Below are 15062 nucleotides of genomic sequence, written 5' to 3'. Positions count from 1 at the left end.
CACCCGACAGTAACCCGGCCGCAGAGACGGCCACCAGCTTGTTGCCAAGATGCCGGACGGGTCTGCTCGTCCGAGATTCGCTCGGGTGGCCTCGGCTACGCCACCGGCACTACCCCAGCCAGGCTCTCACCAGCTCCGCAGTTCGGGCGGTGACCTCCTCGGCGCTGCGTCCGGCCTTGTAGAGCGAACTTCCGAAACCTGCTCCGGCCGCACCGGCCGCTGCCCACTCGCCCACCGTCGAGGCATCCATGCCACCGACCGGCAGCATCGAGATGGCGGCGGGCAATACGTCGCGCCAGGCCTTCATGGACGCCACTCCCAGCACATTGGCCGGGAAGAGCTTCAGATGGCGTGCCCCCGCGTTGATCGCCGTGAAGGCCTCACTGACAGTCGCCACGCCCGGAAAAGGAGTCATGCCCAGATCTACCGCGCGCGCGATGACCGACGGCTCGCAGTTGGGAGACACGATGATCTGCGCCCCGGCGCGGCGGCAGGCGACCACATCGTCGGGAGTCAGCACCGTACCGGCGCCGACCGTCGCACGATCTCCCAGTTGCTCGCGCAAGATGGCGATCGATGCGAGCGGGGACGGCGAGTTGAGCGGTACCTCCAGCGTCGTGACGCCACCGGCCAGCACCGCCTCACCGATCTCGGCGGCCTCGTCCGGACGCAGCCCGCGCAGAATCGCGATCAGACCCTCAGTACCCATTGCTTCTCCTCGTTTGTGCCGGCCGTTGCTGCCGGCGCTTTCTCGCTACTCGCCGACCAGCCCTGCGCCCACCGCCGAGCGCCAGAGGCCGCGGATGGTCACGTCGTCGGGTGCCAGTGTCGCGCTCACCCCGTGCCGAGCCAGCGCGCGCTGGTAGCGCCCGGTCAGTTCCGCACCCCCAACCAGGACGATCGGCATGGACGCCAGGTCGAGCTTCGCTGCCCGGTCGGCAACCTCGGAGCCGATCAACAATCCGGAGATCGCATCACGTACCTGGGATGCGGGCAGTTGGGCGTCCAGCACGGAACTGCGGATCACGAATGCCGCGAATGCCAACGCATCGGTGTGCCCGGCCCGGTCCAGGCCCCAGTCGAATCCGGTCCGCCAATCCTGTCCGGGTTCGGGCGGGGCGCCCGCGCGTCCGACCATCGAACGGTCGGCCAGCAACGCGAAGAGCTCGCCGGACATCGCGGTGTCGAAATCGAGCAGCACGCCGTCGCGCACCTGGGCCCACTTGGTGTGGGTACCCGGCATCACGACCAGCGTCGTCCGGCCTGCCGCCAGCTCGGGCACCAAGCCGGCGAGCTGGGTCTCCTCGCCGCGGATCACATCGGCGTTCGGACGGCTTTTCTTCACCCCGGCGATGATCGGCAACGCTCCGAAATCGGTATCCACCGTAGTCATACCGCCATCGCCGGCCAGGGGTGTCGGCAAGGACCGGTAGCTGGCCTCGCGCCAGCCCTGCGCAGCACCCACCATGCCGCAGGCGATCATCGGCAGCCCCGGGCTCGCCTGCTGCCAGTCGGCCACGAGGGTGCGCAGGATCGCATTGAAGGCTGCGTCCCGGTCGGGATCATCGGGTGAAACCGACAAGATGCCGTCACCGGCCCGCTGATCCAGCAGCCGCGGCGCACCGGTTCCGGGAGCCAGCAGATAGCTACGGGCATGCGTGGTGCCCCAGTCCAACCCGATCAGACGCGCGGCTTCAATGGCATTCGTCATGGTTCCCAGCCAACCGCCTTGCACCGGCACTGTCAAAGCCGGCGCCGGCCCACCGGGGCGGTTGGGCTGGTTCGATCAACGGTCAGACCGTAGGATTGGCTTCCGAACACGATATAGCGACCCGAAGGAGGCGCGATGGCTGAACACACTCCCGAACAAATGCCCGGCGAGCAGCCGACCGCCACCGATAAACCCGAGAAGTTGCCGCTGCTGCATTTCTTCGGACATAACACCTCCGCCAAGGAGTCCAGCGGCGGATTCGTCGGCGCGTTGATCGTCGGCTCCATCGCGCTGGCCGTGGCCTCGATGACGTTGGTCATTGCCATCGGCCGCGCACCGCAGTTGCACGATGCCCAGCAGGTCGCCGCAACGGTCGAAACGCAACTCAGGCCCCGGCCCCGTCCACCAGCTATGCCTCGCCGACGCCGACAGGCACACGCTGGACACCGGAGCCGATCATCATCGGCGTCCCGCAGAAGGGCAGTCCCGAACCGGAGACCCCGACGGCCACGCCTTCGGACGATGAAGACAGCGAGCGTCCTCAGCCGAGCGAAGGATCCACCGAGTCACGGGCGAGCGCGAATCCGTGGGCTCAGGGCAGCTGGGGAGACTTCACCTCCCGGCCCGGAAACGGATCGGGCAACAACGGCCGGTAACCAACACCGGTCGCTGACCACGGCCGGTGATGCGCGCCCCGCAGCCGATGGCGGGTAGCCGGCCCAAGCCGACTACCTGGTGATCCGGTCGGCTACTTGGTCTGTTCGGGACGTTCGCGCGGGGCCTGCTCGGTGGGACCGGGCTGCGGCTCACGGGCATCTGCGACGTGCTTGTCGGTGGTCGTCGCGCGGAGATCTGCGCCGGCATCCAGGCCTGCTTCGAGCCTGCGGGCCTCGGCATACCGGGCCTTGAACGTCTTGTCGGGCAGCGCGATCCCCATCCCGAGCAGCAGACCAGCGACCAGGCCGAGGGCGGCGGCAATCATCACCCAGTTGCGAGGGTTGGCGAAGCCAGCACTGCGGTTGGCGATGGCCACAGCATGCAGCTGGTTGATCTGGACGACGTTGTACACCATCAAGGCCACGAAGGCGATACCAGCCACACTGCCCAGAACGAGCATCAGGTTCTTCGAAAACCGCATCATGGCAATGACACTACCCCGGCGAGGCGTTCACTCGCCGGGGTAGTGACAACGTGATCGAGCGCCGTCGGAGGCCAGGCCGAAATCGGACGACCGGCCTAGCCGGGCTCGGACTAGGTCTTACAGGCAGTCGCTCTCGATGCGCTCCAGCGCAGCCGACCAGCGGTCGAGGGCCCAGCCCCGGTCGATATCGGAGCTCAGGTTCGAATGCTCGATCTCGATCGTGGTGGCGTTGTCACTGGCAGGCTTGAGGTTCACCGCCACCACTGACGGCGTTCTGGCGGCATTTGAACGATACGAGAAGCGGATCTGTTCCAGTGGGTGGAAGCTTCGAATGACGCCCTCGCGTCCGTTGTGTGAGTGCCAGGTGTGTCCTTTGGAGCCCAGCTTGGCGCCCGGGCCCAACAGCGCCTCGGCTCCATCATCGGTCATGAGTACATCCCAGACGACCTTGACAGGTTGCTTCACGGTCCGGCTCACGACCACCGTCGAACCCTCGGTCTCGGCAGTGACCTCACTTGTCTGTTCCATGGGCTTCTCACTTCTTCGTTGAGTTGTGATCCCCCGTACGCCTTGGTTCGGGTTGGCTGCCACCTTAGTGCCACAGCACCCCTCGTGGGTAGGTATCAGACGATTGATCACAGCCGATCTTCAGCCACCCGCGGGGCCTTGGGTGACCTCCGGTAGGGACTCACACTCGGCTCGCCGGCGAGCCAGAATCGCAGCGGCCAGTCGACGGCCTTGGTGATCCCGGTGCGCGGGCCCATCAGCACGTTCCGGCTAGGGGTATCGCTGGGCTCCAGGACGAAATCGTCGCCCAGCCGGGCACCGTCGTCGGTGAGCTTCAGTCCGAGCACGGTGCCCAGATTTCCCGGACCGCTGGCCAACCGGTGATCGGGACGCACCACGTCATCGGCATCCCATCCCCTGCGCTGCCGGGCGAGGTCTCGTCCCGCCACCACCTCGCCGGCGCGCAGCAGCACCGCGGAGGCCGATCCCGCCGGCGAACAGACCAGATTCGCCGCCCGGTGGACGCCGTAGCTGAGGTAGACATACAGGCAGCCGGGGGCGCCGAACATGGTCACCGCTCGCCCGCGGGGACCGCGGTAGGCGTGCGAGGCCGGATCGTCCGGGCCCAGATATGCCTCGACCTCGGTGAGCCGCAATCCCACCGGCCCACGCCACAAGATCGAGCCCAACACCAGCGGGGCCACCTCGTCGGCGCGGCGGTTGAAGTCGATTGAGCACATGTGGCCACGGTAGCCTGCACTATGTGACGGCATGCAGGTTCATTGGCGCGACAGCCCTCGCGCTGGCGGCGATGCTCGCGCTGTCGTCATGCGCGGCGACGCTGCCGGCACAGACCACGTCCCGCTCGCCGTCTCCCTCGATGTCGGCCACGCCGTCCGCCTCGGCCATCCCCGCCAGCCACGATCTGTTCGCGCCGGGGCTGGCTCAACAGGTGGTCTCCGAGCTCGTGACGGCTGCTGCCGGCAAGCCCGTCGTCCGGGTGGTGATCAATCGCACCCAGGCGCGACTGACCTACATCGGCGACGGCGACCGGCCCCGTTCCATGGTCTGGCTGGCCGGTGTGATCACACCCAGCGATGACGGCACCGATCTCGTGGCGGCTACCAGCTTCGACCCGAATACCTTCAATCTTTCGGATGTGGCGAGCCTGTTCACCATCGCGGCCCAGGTGTCAGGGTCGGCCGAACGGCAGGAACTGCAGATCAATGAGTACGACCACCGGCAGATCCTGATGACCGTCACCACCAGTCCCGAATCCTCGACGGTTTTCTTCGACCGGGACGGTAACCCGATTCCGCGACTCGATCTCACCGTCGACAAGGACCTGGCCATCGGGCTGAACGACGTCTATTACCACCGACGCTTTGTGCTGACGGTCAGCGTGACCGTGGACAGCGCCGATGTCATGAGCAGTGCCGACCAGGTGTGGGTCGATGTACTGGACACGCCTGGCGTGGTCGAGCGGCGCATCCGGACCGCCACCGTGCCGATGTTCATCACCCAACGCCGCGAGACACCCTCGACCCTGCCGTTCGATCAGACAGTGATCGACCCAGCGGTGATCGGCCAGCTGATCCGCACCGCGCCGCTGCTGCTCGAGCAGCCCGATGTGACCACCGTGACGGTCACCGTCAACCAACCTGCCGACGCCGACCAGCCACGAATCACCGTTGAATCCGGCGGTTCCAAGGTGGTCACCGATCTGATGGGCAACAAGATCGAGAATCCCTGAGATTGCTGGCCATGGAATGATTGATGCATGAGGATCGTGGGAGTACTGGCACCGGGCGCCAGCATCTCAGTGGATGCGGTCCTGGCCCATGGTGAAGATCCCCGCATGATGTTGTGGCGGCATGGTTTCTTGATGACCCATCCGCTGAGCACTCATCTGGACGATCAGGGCATCGTGCTGACTACCCAGGTCAGGCCGCGAGCGAACAACTCTCGTCCACCCCGGGTCAAGTCGCGGGGGTTGGATCCCAGCCTGACGATCGCCCAGGACGAGAAGCCGGTGCCGCATCAGCGCGTAGCCGCCTACGCCATCGTCCGATCGCAGCGTGGGGTGCTGGGCACGCAATGCTCCGACCGGACGGCGATCCCCGGACTCTGGCAGCTGCCCGGTGGCGGCCTGGAGCAGGGCGAGACCCCCAGTGAAGGCGTGATGCGCGAGATCATGGAGGAGAGTTCGCAGCGGGTTCGTATCAGCAGGCTGATCGACGTCCAGTCCGACCACTGGATCGGACGCTCCCCCTCCGGCGTGCTCGAGGACTTCCAGGCGCTGCGCATCATCTACACCGCGGTCTGCGCCGACCCGACCGACCCGCTCGTCCTCGACGTCGGCGGCACCACGATGGCCGCCAGTTGGGTGCCGGTGCCGCGCTGGCGCTCGCTTCCCTGGACGTCCGGCGCCCGCTCCCTGCTGGACCGCCACCTCAATCACATCCGGCTCCGCTGAGTTCGCTCGGCGAGCGAACTGCACGGACGGCGAGCGCATGGGGCCGACGACGAACCGGGCAGGACGACGAGCGGGCAAAAAGAGAACACCGGCCCGGGGGTGACTCCGGGCCGGTGCACAACCTACTCGCGGTGCGGCAACCCCTACGGCACCGCGACTGTTCTTTTACCTGCGATGTTTCCCGACTGCTAGTTGCGGAAGAAGCTCAGAATGCGCAGCAGCGTGGTGTAGAGCCAGACCATGGTCACCAGCAGACCGAAGGCGCCCCGCCACGATTCCGATTCGGGAGCCCCGCCGCGAACACCGACCTCGATGGCTTCGAAGTCCATGAGCAGGCTGGCCGCTGCCAGCACCACACCAAGACCTGCGGACAGCCACGACAGCGGTCCGGCGTTGGCACCGATGGTGGCCCAGCCGAGGTTCACGCCGACGAAGATCAGGATCAGGTTCAGCAGTGACATCACGGCATACGCGATGATCGATACGACCACGATCTGAGCCAGTCGTCCACGCACCCGGGCACCCAGGAACTTGTAGGCGCCCAGCACCACGAACGCAGCCACGAAGGTCCCGATCACCGCCTGCACGACGATGCCCGGATACATGTACTCGAAGATCTTGCTCCACGCGCCGAGCATCAGGCCCTCGACGACCGCATACGCGAAGACGCCGGGAACCGACACCTCCTTGCGCATCGAGACGATCCAGACCGTCACGAAGGCGACGAGCGAACCGATGATCGCGACCGGGTAGAGCAACGAGATCGGCAGCAGCAGCCAGGTGACGCCGCCGGCTGCGATCATGATCAGCAGAAGGATGGCAGTCTTGGTGATCACGTCGTCGATGGTCATCCGGCCGGTGGCCTGCTGCGGCTGCGGGGTGTATCCGTGTGCCGTCTGGTACCCGTAGACATCGGTCTGGCCGGAGCCGCCCTGCTGATTCGGGTTGTAATACGTGAACGCATTCCGGCCCGTCAAAACGGGATTGTTACTGCGCACCGGACTCCTCCTGGGTCGTTTGCGGCCCCGCTGATCGCGGCACCTCAGACATCCTATTAGAGGCAAGGCCGCTAACCAATGAGGGATTTCCCGGGCAGCGGCGGTATCGCTGTCAACCCGTGGTGCAAGCCTTACACTCGGGACTATGTCGACGCAGACGATGATGGACGCCGAGGCGTTTCGCTCGGTGCGCAAGCCGATCCCCAGTCGTGCCGAATCGCGGGCATACGGCAAGAGCCTGCGCGTGAAGGTGCCCCGCGCCACGCTCGGCTACTGGAGTCCCGCGGACAATCGTCCCGACCCGATCGAGCAGATCATGGAGGCCCATCTGGGACGCATCCCCCGGCTGATCGCGGTGCGGGTCGCCCGGATGGCGGCCTCGCCCTACGGCTTCCTGCGCGGTGCCGCCAACGTCTGCGCGAGTGACTGCGCGTCCCTGCCTGCGACCGGTATCAGCGCGATCATCTGCGGCGACTGCCACCTGGGCAACTTCGGCTTCTACCGTTCGCCCGAGGGCGAACTGGTGCTTGACCTCAACGACTTCGACGAAGCCCATCCGGGCTTGTGGGAATGGGACATGCGGCGGCTGGTCGCGAGTGTCTACGTGGCCGGCCGGCAGAACCAGATGAGCGAGCAGCAGTGCAGCGACGCGGTAAAGGCCTGCGTCAGCGCCTATCGCGATGAACTGACACATCTGGCCCAGGTGCCGCTGCTGTCCCGAAGCTTCCTGCGGGTTGATCTGAACCGGCTCAATGAGACGGTCATCGAGCCGTCACTGCGCAATCAGGTGGTGCGGGCGGCAGCCAAGGCGAAGCAGCGCACCAGCGACCGTGCACTGCCGAAGTTGACCACCAGCGAGGGAGGGGCGCTGGAGATCAGGCCGGATGGCGCGCTGCTGACCCGCGTCTCGGATGCCCGTTTCGAGCAGATCACCCAGGCGCTGGACGATTACCTCGGCACGCTGCCGTTGCAGTGGCGGCGCGTCATCGGCGGTTACCGGCTGGTCGACTGCGCCCACAAGGTCGTCGGGGTCGGTTCGGTCGGATTGCGGGCCTTCATCGCCTTGCTGGAGGGCTCGGCGCCCGACGATCTGCTGTTCCTGCAACTCAAGCAGGCGCAGCGCTCGGTGCTGGCACGCTTCACCCACGGCTCGCACGCCTGGCATCATCACCAGGGCCAACGCGTCGTCGAGTACCAGCAGGCGCTGCAAACGGTCAGTGACCCGCTGCTCGGCTGGGCGACGCTGCCGGCATTCGCCGAACCGAGCACGGCCACCTATCTGGGGCCGTTCACCGAGATGCCGGGCTCGCCGGCGCTGCAGGTCTACGTCCGCCAGTACCGGAACATGAAGGGCGCGGTCATCATCGACGGGCTCGGCGCCGAAGCCGTGGCCGACTACGCGCGGGTGCTCGGGTTGCTGCTGGCCAAGAGCCATGCCCGCACCTCCGGTGCCTCGCGAATCGCGGGCTATCTCGGCAATTCGGACGCCGCCGCGGAGGCATTCGCAAACTTCGCCAGGGCATACGCCGATCAGACCGAGGCAGATCACGCAGCCCTGCTGCGCGCGGTGCAGGCGGGCAGGCTGCCCATCGACGAGTCGGCCGACGCGAAGTAGCCCCGGCGGCGAGCAGTCACGACGAGAAGCAGCCCCGGCGGCGGGCGTCGCCATTAGGCTCGCACCATGACTTCTTCTCTTGTGCTGGTGGGCAACTCCAAGGATGGCACGATCACCACGTTTGACCTGAGCGGCGATGAGCTCACCCCGCTCGCCGTCAGCGAGGTCGGCGCTCCCGGACTGCCGCTGACCGTCGACCCCGCACGCGACCTGGTCTTCGCCGGGACGAGCGACCCGTTCGGCGTTGTCGTCCTGCAGCTGCACCGTTCGTCGGGCCGCACGACCGTGATCGGGCGCACCGACGCTCCCGGGTCACCGGTCTACCTGAAGCTGAGCGCCGACGGCTCCCGGCTGTTCTGGGCGTCCTACCACCAAGGTGTCGGAGGTGTCTTCGCCGTCGCCGATGACGGCTCGCTGTCGCCGGTGGGCGAGACGATCAGCTACCCGAACCTGCACAGCGTCGTGGTCAGCGCCGACGGCGCCTTCGCCTACTACGTGTCGCTGCACGACGACCTGATCGCCCAGTACGCGGTTTCCGCCGACGAGGGGCTTCGTCCGCTGGATCCGCCGACTGTGGCTGCACCGGCCGGCAGCGGTCCACGGCATCTCATCTTCTCGTCCGACCAGAGCTCGGTCTATGTGAACACCGAGTACTCGGGCGAGGTGCTGCATTACCGGCGCGACGCCGAATCCGGACAGTTGACGTTCGTCTCCGCGCAGACCTGCATTCCGACCGATCGCGGGCTCAAGCACAGCCGTTTCGGGGCGGATCCTCGCGCCGAGCAGCTGATCTGGGGCGCCGATCTGCACCTGGACGCGTCCGAGACCCGGCTCTACTGCTCCGAGCGCACCCGGGCGACGATCACGGCTCTCGATATCGCGAGCAACGGCGTGCTCGGCGGGGTCACTGCCCATTCCGATGTGGTGGCCCAGCCGCGCGGTTTCGCGGTGCTGCCCAATGGAGACCTGCTGGTGGCGTCAGAACTCGATCGGGTCGTCGGCCAGTATCGTCCGGACGCCGACTCGGCGCTGACGTTGATCGAGACCTTCCCGGCCGGGCTGGGGGCCTACTGGATCGAGATCATCGAGCGCTGACCGGGGCAGGTGCCGGCCAGGGCGGCGGGCCAGCTGTACTACCACCAAGGTCGGTCTATCGAGGTGCCAAGATCTCGCCACTGCCCCGTTCGATGAACTCAGTGGGCACAATTATGTGTTCGGGTGCCAGGACGCCACCGTCCAGCCTGGAGAACATCCGCTCGGCAGCCACACGTCCTAGCTTCCGAGGATCCTGCCTGATCACCGTGACGCCGGGATCGAGCAGATCAGCAAGCTCAAGGTCATCGAAACCGATCAGTGCAATGCGATGTTGCATGCCCCGGCTGTGTAAAGCGTGCAGCGCGCCGACAGTAATCAGGTTCTGCCCCCCGAATACGGCCGTCGGCGGTTGATCGCTGTCCAGAAGTGCGCCGAGAGCCTCCTGGGCTTCCCGGGCACTGGACAACCCGAAGATCACCGTCGCCTCACCGGTCGGGACACCTGCCTCACCGAACGCATCAAGGAATCCTTGGTGTCGCTCGGCCGAAGTGCGAATAGTGGAGCGCTCTCCAAGAAATGCGATCCGCCGATGCCCGCGGGCGATCAGAGATCGGGTGGCCAAGGCCGCTGCCTCACGATTGTCGCTGGTGACGGCGTCGACCGAAAGACCGAGCGGCCGGCGGTCGATGAAGACCATGGGCATTCCGCGGATCAGCGTGGTACTCAGATAACTCACATCGGTGGACGTGGTGGATAAAATGATGCCGTCGAGACGCCGCCGGATGAAGTCTTCCACTGCGCTCTTTTCTCGCACGGGATCCTCATGCAGGCTCACGGCGAGCACCGCCACCCCGCGCGCCCGAGCGACGTCCTCCACTCCGCGGTGAACTTCGCCGGCGAACGGGTTATCCACACTGCTGACCAGCAAGCCGAGCGTCAGGGTCCGGCCGCCAGCCCGGCGCAGGCTGCCTGCTCGCATATCCACGTGGTAATCGAGTGCTCGAATGGCATCCCAGACCCTAGCCGCCGTCTCCGGCGCAACCCGAGGTTCGTCATTGATCACCCGAGAGACGGTCTTGGCGCCTACCCCGGCCAACGCCGCGACTTGCTTCATAGTCGCAGCCCGTCGTGGAGCCGCGGGGTCAGCGTCGCGAGGTACTGACGTCACCATCTCAATCTCCTTTCGCCCCTTGACAGGCCAATAGCATCAGCCTAGCCTTGCACGCAGAAGTGACATCGATGTCATAGGTGAGACCCGGGCACTACGACGATGGCAGTACCCCGGTTTCTGCTGCCCGAACCATGACGTCGACGTCCGGATCGGAGGGAATGTGAAACCTGAAGAGTTGCGCCTGCGAATGGAGGGTATTTCCAAATCCTTCCCCGGCGTGCAGGCGCTGAAGAGCGCCCGATTCGAACTGCGCGCCGGCGAGGTGCACGCGCTCGTCGGCGAGAACGGGGCCGGGAAATCCACGCTGGTCAAGATCATGACCGGCATCTACCCAGATTATGGCGGGACCTACGAATACCAGGGCAAACCAGTCGCCTTCCGGTCGATCGGGGATGCTCAGCGGGCGGGCATCTCGATCGTCCACCAAGAACTGAACATGATGAGCGACCTCACGGTGGCCCAGAACATCTTCATCGGCCGGGAATCGTCGTCATTCCGTATCTCGGACCGTGATCTCAACCGGCGAGCCCAGGCACTGATCGACGAGTTCGAGATCGGTGTTGACCCCCGAACCCTGCTACGAGATCTCAGTGTCGGCAAGGCACAGATGGTCGAGATCGCGCGGGCAATGTCGTTCGCCGAAACCCAGGTACTCATCCTCGACGAACCGAGTGCGGCGCTGTCAGAAGGCGAGACCATCGAACTGCTGGCCAAAGTCGATCAGATGCGCGCGCGGGGCGTCTCGGTCGTTTACATCTCGCATCGGATGAACGAGATCATGCAGGTTGCCGACCGTGTCACCGTGCTGCGCGATGGCGACTATGTCGACACCCTCAAGACGGCCTCGTGCACGGTCGATGACATCATCAAGCGAATGGTCGGCCGCGAGATCGACAACTCGCAGAAGCAGTCCAGTGACGTACCCGCGGACGCAGAGGTCGTGCTGCGCGCCCGAGGGCTGACCTCGTCGGCAGTGAGAGACGTTTCGTTTGAGCTACGCAGGGGCGAAATCCTCGGCTTCGCTGGGCTGGTCGGTGCTGGGCGCACCGAAACGATGCAGATACTCTGCGGAGCGGACCCCTGGGGCACCGGCGAGATCGAGGTACACGGCATGCCGATGCACTTCACCCACCCCAAGCAGGCGATCAGCGCCGGCATCGCCTACCTGTCAGAAGACCGGAAACGCTACGGGCTGGTACTGAACCTATCGGTCACCGATAACACCGTGCTTGCCTCCTATGACAAGTTGTCGACCGGATGGGTCGTGCGACAAGCCGAATGCCGCAAAGCGGCAGAACGTTACGTCGCAGCGCTACGCACCAAGACACCTAGCGTGAACCAGATCGTCAAGAATCTCTCAGGCGGCAATCAGCAGAAGGTGGTGCTCGCCAAGTGGCTGTTGCGCGATGTCGAGGTTCTCATCTTCGATGAGCCCACCCGCGGCATCGACATCGGTGCACGGGCCGAGATCTACGACATGATGCGCGGGCTCATCGCCGAAGGAAAGTCAATCATCTTGGTCTCCTCGGACCTCACCGAGATACTCCATCTCTCCGACCGGGTCATCGTCATGTGCGAAGGCCGGGTAACCGGCGAACTCGATATCGCCGATGCCACTCAGCTCAAGGTCATGGAGCTCGCCACTCAGCATCAAGCGAAGAACAGTAAGGAATAGCGATGAGTTCAACCGGAATCCTCAGCAGGCTCAAGTCGTCGGCGTCCGGTCCGGCGATGCAGCAGATTATCGCCCTAGCGGCACTCGTCGTCCTTTATGGCTTCTTCGCGATTTTCGGAAACCACTTCTTGAGCGCCGACACCTTCCTCAGCATGCTGAGCTCGTCGTACTACATCGGCTTCCTGGCTATCGGCATGACCTTCGTCATCATCACTGGCGGCATCGACCTGTCCTCGGGCACTGTCATGGTGGGGGCAGCTCTGGTCGGCGGCGTGGCCTACAACGTCTGGCATTTTCCGATCGCGCTCGCGCTGCTCATGGTGATCCTCACTGGCGTGGTATTCGGGGTGGGGAACGGCGTGCTCATCGGCATCCTCGGACTGCCACCATTCATTGCCACCCTCGGTATGCAATTCGTTTCACTCGGGCTGTGCGCAGTTGTGGCGAAGGTCCAGACCCAGACCTACCCGAGCCTGGGCACTCCCAGTGGCGTGTTCAAGAGCATCATCTACAAGTGGGGCGCCGTTCCGATGGGCGCGGTTTGGCTGGCACTGTTCTTCGTGATCGCCTGGTTCCTACTGACCCGTACCAAACTCGGACGCTACACCTACGCCATCGGCTCCAACGAGGAGGCGGTCACGCTGTCCGGCGTGCAGGTTTCGTACTGGAAGGTCTGGGTCTACGTTCTCAACGGCTTTTTCTGCGGCCTGGCCGGGGTCATCTACGCTGCCACCTTCAGCTCAATCACCCCGCAGACCGGCAACGGTCAAGAGATGTACGCGATCGCGGCGGCAGTAATCGGCGGCACATCGCTGGCCGGTGGAATCGGATCGCTATGGGGCACGATCATCGGCGTCTTCGTAATCAGCGTCCTGAAGACCGGCCTGCTTTCCATGCAACTGCCCGTGCAGTGGCAGCAAGTACTGATCGGCGTCGTCGTCATCCTCGCTGTGCTGCTCGATGTCGTGCGAACACGAAGACTCAACCGCACCTAACCACTGCCAGCAAGCACATACATCGATCGATGGACCACTTACAACTGACCACCATTCACCATCAATTACAAGGAGAAATGCAATGAAAACGCGGAAGACAGTCGCGCTTGCACTGAGCGCGACGTGCATGCTGGCAGCGCTGGCGGGCTGTGGCAGCGGTGACAGCGGAGGCTCTAGCAGCCCGGGCGCGGGCGACAAGCCGAAGGTGATCATCATCTCGAAGAGCTACCAGAACCAGTTCTATCAGGCGGCGTTCAAGGGGGCCCAGGACGCCGCCGACGCGCTCGGCGTTGACCTGACCACCAACGGGCCGGATGCCGAGAGCAATATCCCCCAGCAAGTGGAGCAACTCGCATCGGCGGTGAACCAGCGGCCTGCAGCGATCGCGCTCGCTGCCAGTGATCCCAACGCTGTGCAAGACACCCTCGTGCAGGCAAAGTCGGCTGGAATTCCGGTGATTGGCTTCGATTCCGGCGTGCCGGGCGACCAGTCGGGCGCGGTCGTGGCTACGGCTGCGACCGACAACGAGGTGGCCGGCGCCAACGTCGCCACCAACCTGCTCGCCAACGCGGACGTGCAGAAGGCCCTGTCGGCCGGAACCACAGACAAGCCGGCCGTGATCGGAGTGCTGGCCCAGGACTCTACCTCCGGCTCGATTGTGCAGCGGGTGAATGGCTTCGTCGATGCTGCCGTCACCGAAGTGGAGAAGCTGCCCGGGATGCAGGACGCTGTCGACGTGTCTGGCCAGGAGAAGTGGACCAAGCCATCCAGTAGTCCCGCCAAGGTGAAGATCGTCGTCACCGTTCCGCCGACGACCAGCCAGTCCGATATTCAGGCCGCTGCGAACACAATACTGGCGACCGACGGCTTGGTCAGCCTCTTCGCCGCCAATCAGGACGCCGTGAACGGCGTGATCAGCGCTACCGGGGACGCCACCGAACTCAACCGGGAGACGGGCAAGTACAAGGACATCTTCGTCGTCGGCTTCGACGCGGGTGCATCGCAGAAGGCTGCGGTGGCCTCGGGCGCCTTCCTGGGCTCTGTCACCCAGGACCCGTACCAGATGGGCTACAAGGCCGTCGAGTTGGCAGTGGCCGCGTCCAAGGGCGAGGCTGTCGCTGATGTTGATACCGGTTCGCACTGGTACGACAACTCCAACATCACTGATCCCCAGATCGCGATCCTCCTCTATGACTAGTCACCCAGTAGCCGCCGCGGGTAACCCGCCGGTCAAGCCGCACCTGGACCACGTGGCATTGGTAGTGGGCTCGCTGGATCGGGCAACCCACTTCTACAGCCACCTGCTTGATCTCGAGGTGCTGAACCGGGTGAGGTTGTCGGATCACACGATCCAGTATCTGAGCAGTGGTACCGGCGCACCTCTCGAACTGATCGCCTACGACGAAGGTGCCGCGGGTCAGCCCCTCAACCCGCCGAGCATGCCGGCATCGCATCATCTCGCCTGGCAGGTACCCGATGTCGAGGACCTGCAGCACCGGGTCATCGAATTGGGTGGTTTGGTCATCTCAGCACCGGTCTACATGCCTGAGCTGCAGCAGACCTCCCTACTGATCCGTGATCCGGATGGGTTCTTGATCGAGCTGGTTGAGCGGTAGACAGAACCCGACGTCATCGCACCGGACCTGCTGGTGAGTGCCTGGAGACTCACCAGCAGGTCCTTCTCCGTCCGGACAAGACAGCGATTCCGGCACCAGCATGACATCGTTATCACCCAATC

The 15062-nt window shown here is 64.8% G+C and carries 16 protein-coding genes; 8 read left to right on the top strand and 8 right to left on the bottom strand.

Annotated features, from left to right (window positions below):
- Positions 1–109 precede the first annotated feature (109 nt).
- The 6 genes from QUE25_RS10025 to QUE25_RS10000 form a co-directional block, all read right to left on the bottom strand.
- Positions 110–709: a 2-dehydro-3-deoxy-6-phosphogalactonate aldolase gene (locus QUE25_RS10025; RefSeq protein WP_286264586.1), complete on the bottom strand. Its 600-nt coding sequence runs from the start codon at positions 707–709 to the stop codon at positions 110–112.
- A gap of 45 nt (positions 710–754) precedes the next feature.
- On the bottom strand, positions 755–1711 hold the full coding sequence (locus tag QUE25_RS10020) for a 2-dehydro-3-deoxygalactonokinase (RefSeq protein ID WP_286264585.1): 957 nt from the start codon (positions 1709–1711) through the stop codon (positions 755–757).
- Between the two features lie 32 nt (positions 1712–1743).
- Positions 1744–2037 carry a hypothetical protein gene (locus QUE25_RS10015; RefSeq protein WP_286264583.1) on the bottom strand — a complete coding sequence of 98 codons (294 nt, stop codon included), beginning with the start codon at positions 2035–2037 and terminating at the stop codon, positions 1744–1746.
- A 422-nt stretch (positions 2038–2459) separates the two neighbouring features.
- Positions 2460–2852, bottom strand: coding sequence for a hypothetical protein (locus QUE25_RS10010; RefSeq protein WP_286264582.1), 393 nt, complete (start codon positions 2850–2852; stop codon positions 2460–2462).
- Positions 2853–2969: 117 nt separating this feature from the next.
- On the bottom strand, positions 2970–3380 hold the full coding sequence (locus QUE25_RS10005; protein WP_286264580.1) for an SRPBCC family protein: 411 nt from the start codon (positions 3378–3380) through the stop codon (positions 2970–2972).
- 107 nt (positions 3381–3487) lie between these two features.
- Positions 3488–4099, bottom strand: a complete 612-nt coding sequence (locus QUE25_RS10000) for a DNA-3-methyladenine glycosylase (protein ID WP_286264578.1) — start codon at positions 4097–4099, stop codon at positions 3488–3490.
- A 23-nt stretch (positions 4100–4122) separates the two neighbouring features.
- Between QUE25_RS10000 and QUE25_RS09995 the strand changes: the two genes are divergently transcribed.
- Positions 4123–5112 (top strand): hypothetical protein, encoded by a 990-nt coding sequence (locus tag QUE25_RS09995; RefSeq protein WP_286264576.1) that lies wholly within the window; start codon positions 4123–4125, stop codon positions 5110–5112.
- 27 nt (positions 5113–5139) lie between these two features.
- Positions 5140–5835 (top strand): NUDIX hydrolase, encoded by a 696-nt coding sequence (locus QUE25_RS09990; protein WP_425332707.1) that lies wholly within the window; start codon positions 5140–5142, stop codon positions 5833–5835.
- Between the two features lie 188 nt (positions 5836–6023).
- Here QUE25_RS09990 and QUE25_RS09985 read toward each other — a convergent pair whose 3' ends face one another.
- Entirely contained in the window at positions 6024–6833 is an 810-nt protein-coding gene (locus tag QUE25_RS09985; protein ID WP_286264574.1) for a Bax inhibitor-1/YccA family protein, read from the bottom strand.
- Between the two features lie 145 nt (positions 6834–6978).
- Between QUE25_RS09985 and QUE25_RS09980 the strand changes: the two genes are divergently transcribed.
- The gene (locus QUE25_RS09980) at positions 6979–8448 is read left to right on the top strand and encodes a DUF2252 domain-containing protein (protein WP_286264572.1); all 1470 of its coding nucleotides are present in this window, start codon (positions 6979–6981) and stop codon (positions 8446–8448) included.
- Between the two features lie 66 nt (positions 8449–8514).
- Complete coding sequence (locus QUE25_RS09975) at positions 8515–9543, top strand: lactonase family protein (RefSeq protein WP_286264571.1); 1029 nt, start codon at positions 8515–8517, stop codon at positions 9541–9543.
- 55 nt (positions 9544–9598) lie between these two features.
- Here the strand turns inward: QUE25_RS09975 and QUE25_RS09970 are convergent, their stop codons facing one another.
- Positions 9599–10597, bottom strand: coding sequence for a LacI family DNA-binding transcriptional regulator (locus QUE25_RS09970; protein WP_286264569.1), 999 nt, complete (start codon positions 10595–10597; stop codon positions 9599–9601).
- A 244-nt stretch (positions 10598–10841) separates the two neighbouring features.
- Between QUE25_RS09970 and QUE25_RS09965 the strand changes: the two genes are divergently transcribed.
- The 4 genes from QUE25_RS09965 (at position 10842) to QUE25_RS09950 (ending at position 14940) form a co-directional block, all read left to right on the top strand.
- Positions 10842–12329: a sugar ABC transporter ATP-binding protein gene (locus tag QUE25_RS09965; protein WP_286264567.1), complete on the top strand. Its 1488-nt coding sequence runs from the start codon at positions 10842–10844 to the stop codon at positions 12327–12329.
- A 2-nt stretch (positions 12330–12331) separates the two neighbouring features.
- Complete coding sequence (locus QUE25_RS09960; RefSeq protein ID WP_286264566.1) at positions 12332–13324, top strand: ABC transporter permease; 993 nt, start codon at positions 12332–12334, stop codon at positions 13322–13324.
- Positions 13325–13406: 82 nt separating this feature from the next.
- A complete protein-coding gene (locus tag QUE25_RS09955; protein ID WP_286264564.1) occupies positions 13407–14522 on the top strand; it encodes a substrate-binding domain-containing protein in 1116 nt (371 codons plus the stop codon).
- Positions 14515–14940: a VOC family protein gene (locus QUE25_RS09950; protein ID WP_286264563.1), complete on the top strand. Its 426-nt coding sequence runs from the start codon at positions 14515–14517 to the stop codon at positions 14938–14940. Before QUE25_RS09955 ends, QUE25_RS09950 begins: the two co-directional genes overlap by 8 nt.
- The last annotated feature ends 122 nt before the right edge of the window (positions 14941–15062 follow it).

The organism is Brooklawnia propionicigenes, assembly GCF_030297015.1.
GTDB classification, from domain to species: Bacteria; Actinomycetota; Actinomycetes; order Propionibacteriales; family Propionibacteriaceae; genus Brooklawnia; species Brooklawnia propionicigenes.
Note: the sequence above shows the minus strand (reverse complement) of the source record. Positions and strands in the feature narration are given on the sequence as shown.

What these genes read in the sequence shown, in the direction of transcription:
- QUE25_RS09980 (WP_286264572.1), top strand. Translation starts at nt 6,979, where the DNA reads ATGTCGACGCAGACGATGATGGACGCCGAGGCGTTTCGCTCGGTGCGC.
- QUE25_RS10025 (WP_286264586.1), bottom strand. Translation starts at nt 709, where the DNA reads ATGGGTACTGAGGGTCTGATCGCGATTCTGCGCGGGCTGCGTCCGGAC.
- QUE25_RS09955 (WP_286264564.1), top strand. Translation starts at nt 13,407, where the DNA reads ATGAAAACGCGGAAGACAGTCGCGCTTGCACTGAGCGCGACGTGCATG.
- QUE25_RS10015 (WP_286264583.1), bottom strand. Translation starts at nt 2,037, where the DNA reads ATGGCAATGACCAACGTCATCGAGGCCACGGCCAGCGCGATGGAGCCG.
- QUE25_RS09950 (WP_286264563.1), top strand. Translation starts at nt 14,515, where the DNA reads ATGACTAGTCACCCAGTAGCCGCCGCGGGTAACCCGCCGGTCAAGCCG.
- QUE25_RS10010 (WP_286264582.1), bottom strand. Translation starts at nt 2,852, where the DNA reads ATGATGCGGTTTTCGAAGAACCTGATGCTCGTTCTGGGCAGTGTGGCT.
- QUE25_RS10020 (WP_286264585.1), bottom strand. Translation starts at nt 1,711, where the DNA reads ATGACGAATGCCATTGAAGCCGCGCGTCTGATCGGGTTGGACTGGGGC.
- QUE25_RS09975 (WP_286264571.1), top strand. Translation starts at nt 8,515, where the DNA reads ATGACTTCTTCTCTTGTGCTGGTGGGCAACTCCAAGGATGGCACGATC.
- QUE25_RS10000 (WP_286264578.1), bottom strand. Translation starts at nt 4,099, where the DNA reads ATGTGCTCAATCGACTTCAACCGCCGCGCCGACGAGGTGGCCCCGCTG.
- QUE25_RS09990 (WP_425332707.1), top strand. Translation starts at nt 5,140, where the DNA reads ATGAGGATCGTGGGAGTACTGGCACCGGGCGCCAGCATCTCAGTGGAT.
- QUE25_RS09960 (WP_286264566.1), top strand. Translation starts at nt 12,332, where the DNA reads ATGAGTTCAACCGGAATCCTCAGCAGGCTCAAGTCGTCGGCGTCCGGT.
- QUE25_RS09970 (WP_286264569.1), bottom strand. Translation starts at nt 10,597, where the DNA reads ATGAAGCAAGTCGCGGCGTTGGCCGGGGTAGGCGCCAAGACCGTCTCT.
- QUE25_RS10005 (WP_286264580.1), bottom strand. Translation starts at nt 3,380, where the DNA reads ATGGAACAGACAAGTGAGGTCACTGCCGAGACCGAGGGTTCGACGGTG.
- QUE25_RS09965 (WP_286264567.1), top strand. Translation starts at nt 10,842, where the DNA reads ATGGAGGGTATTTCCAAATCCTTCCCCGGCGTGCAGGCGCTGAAGAGC.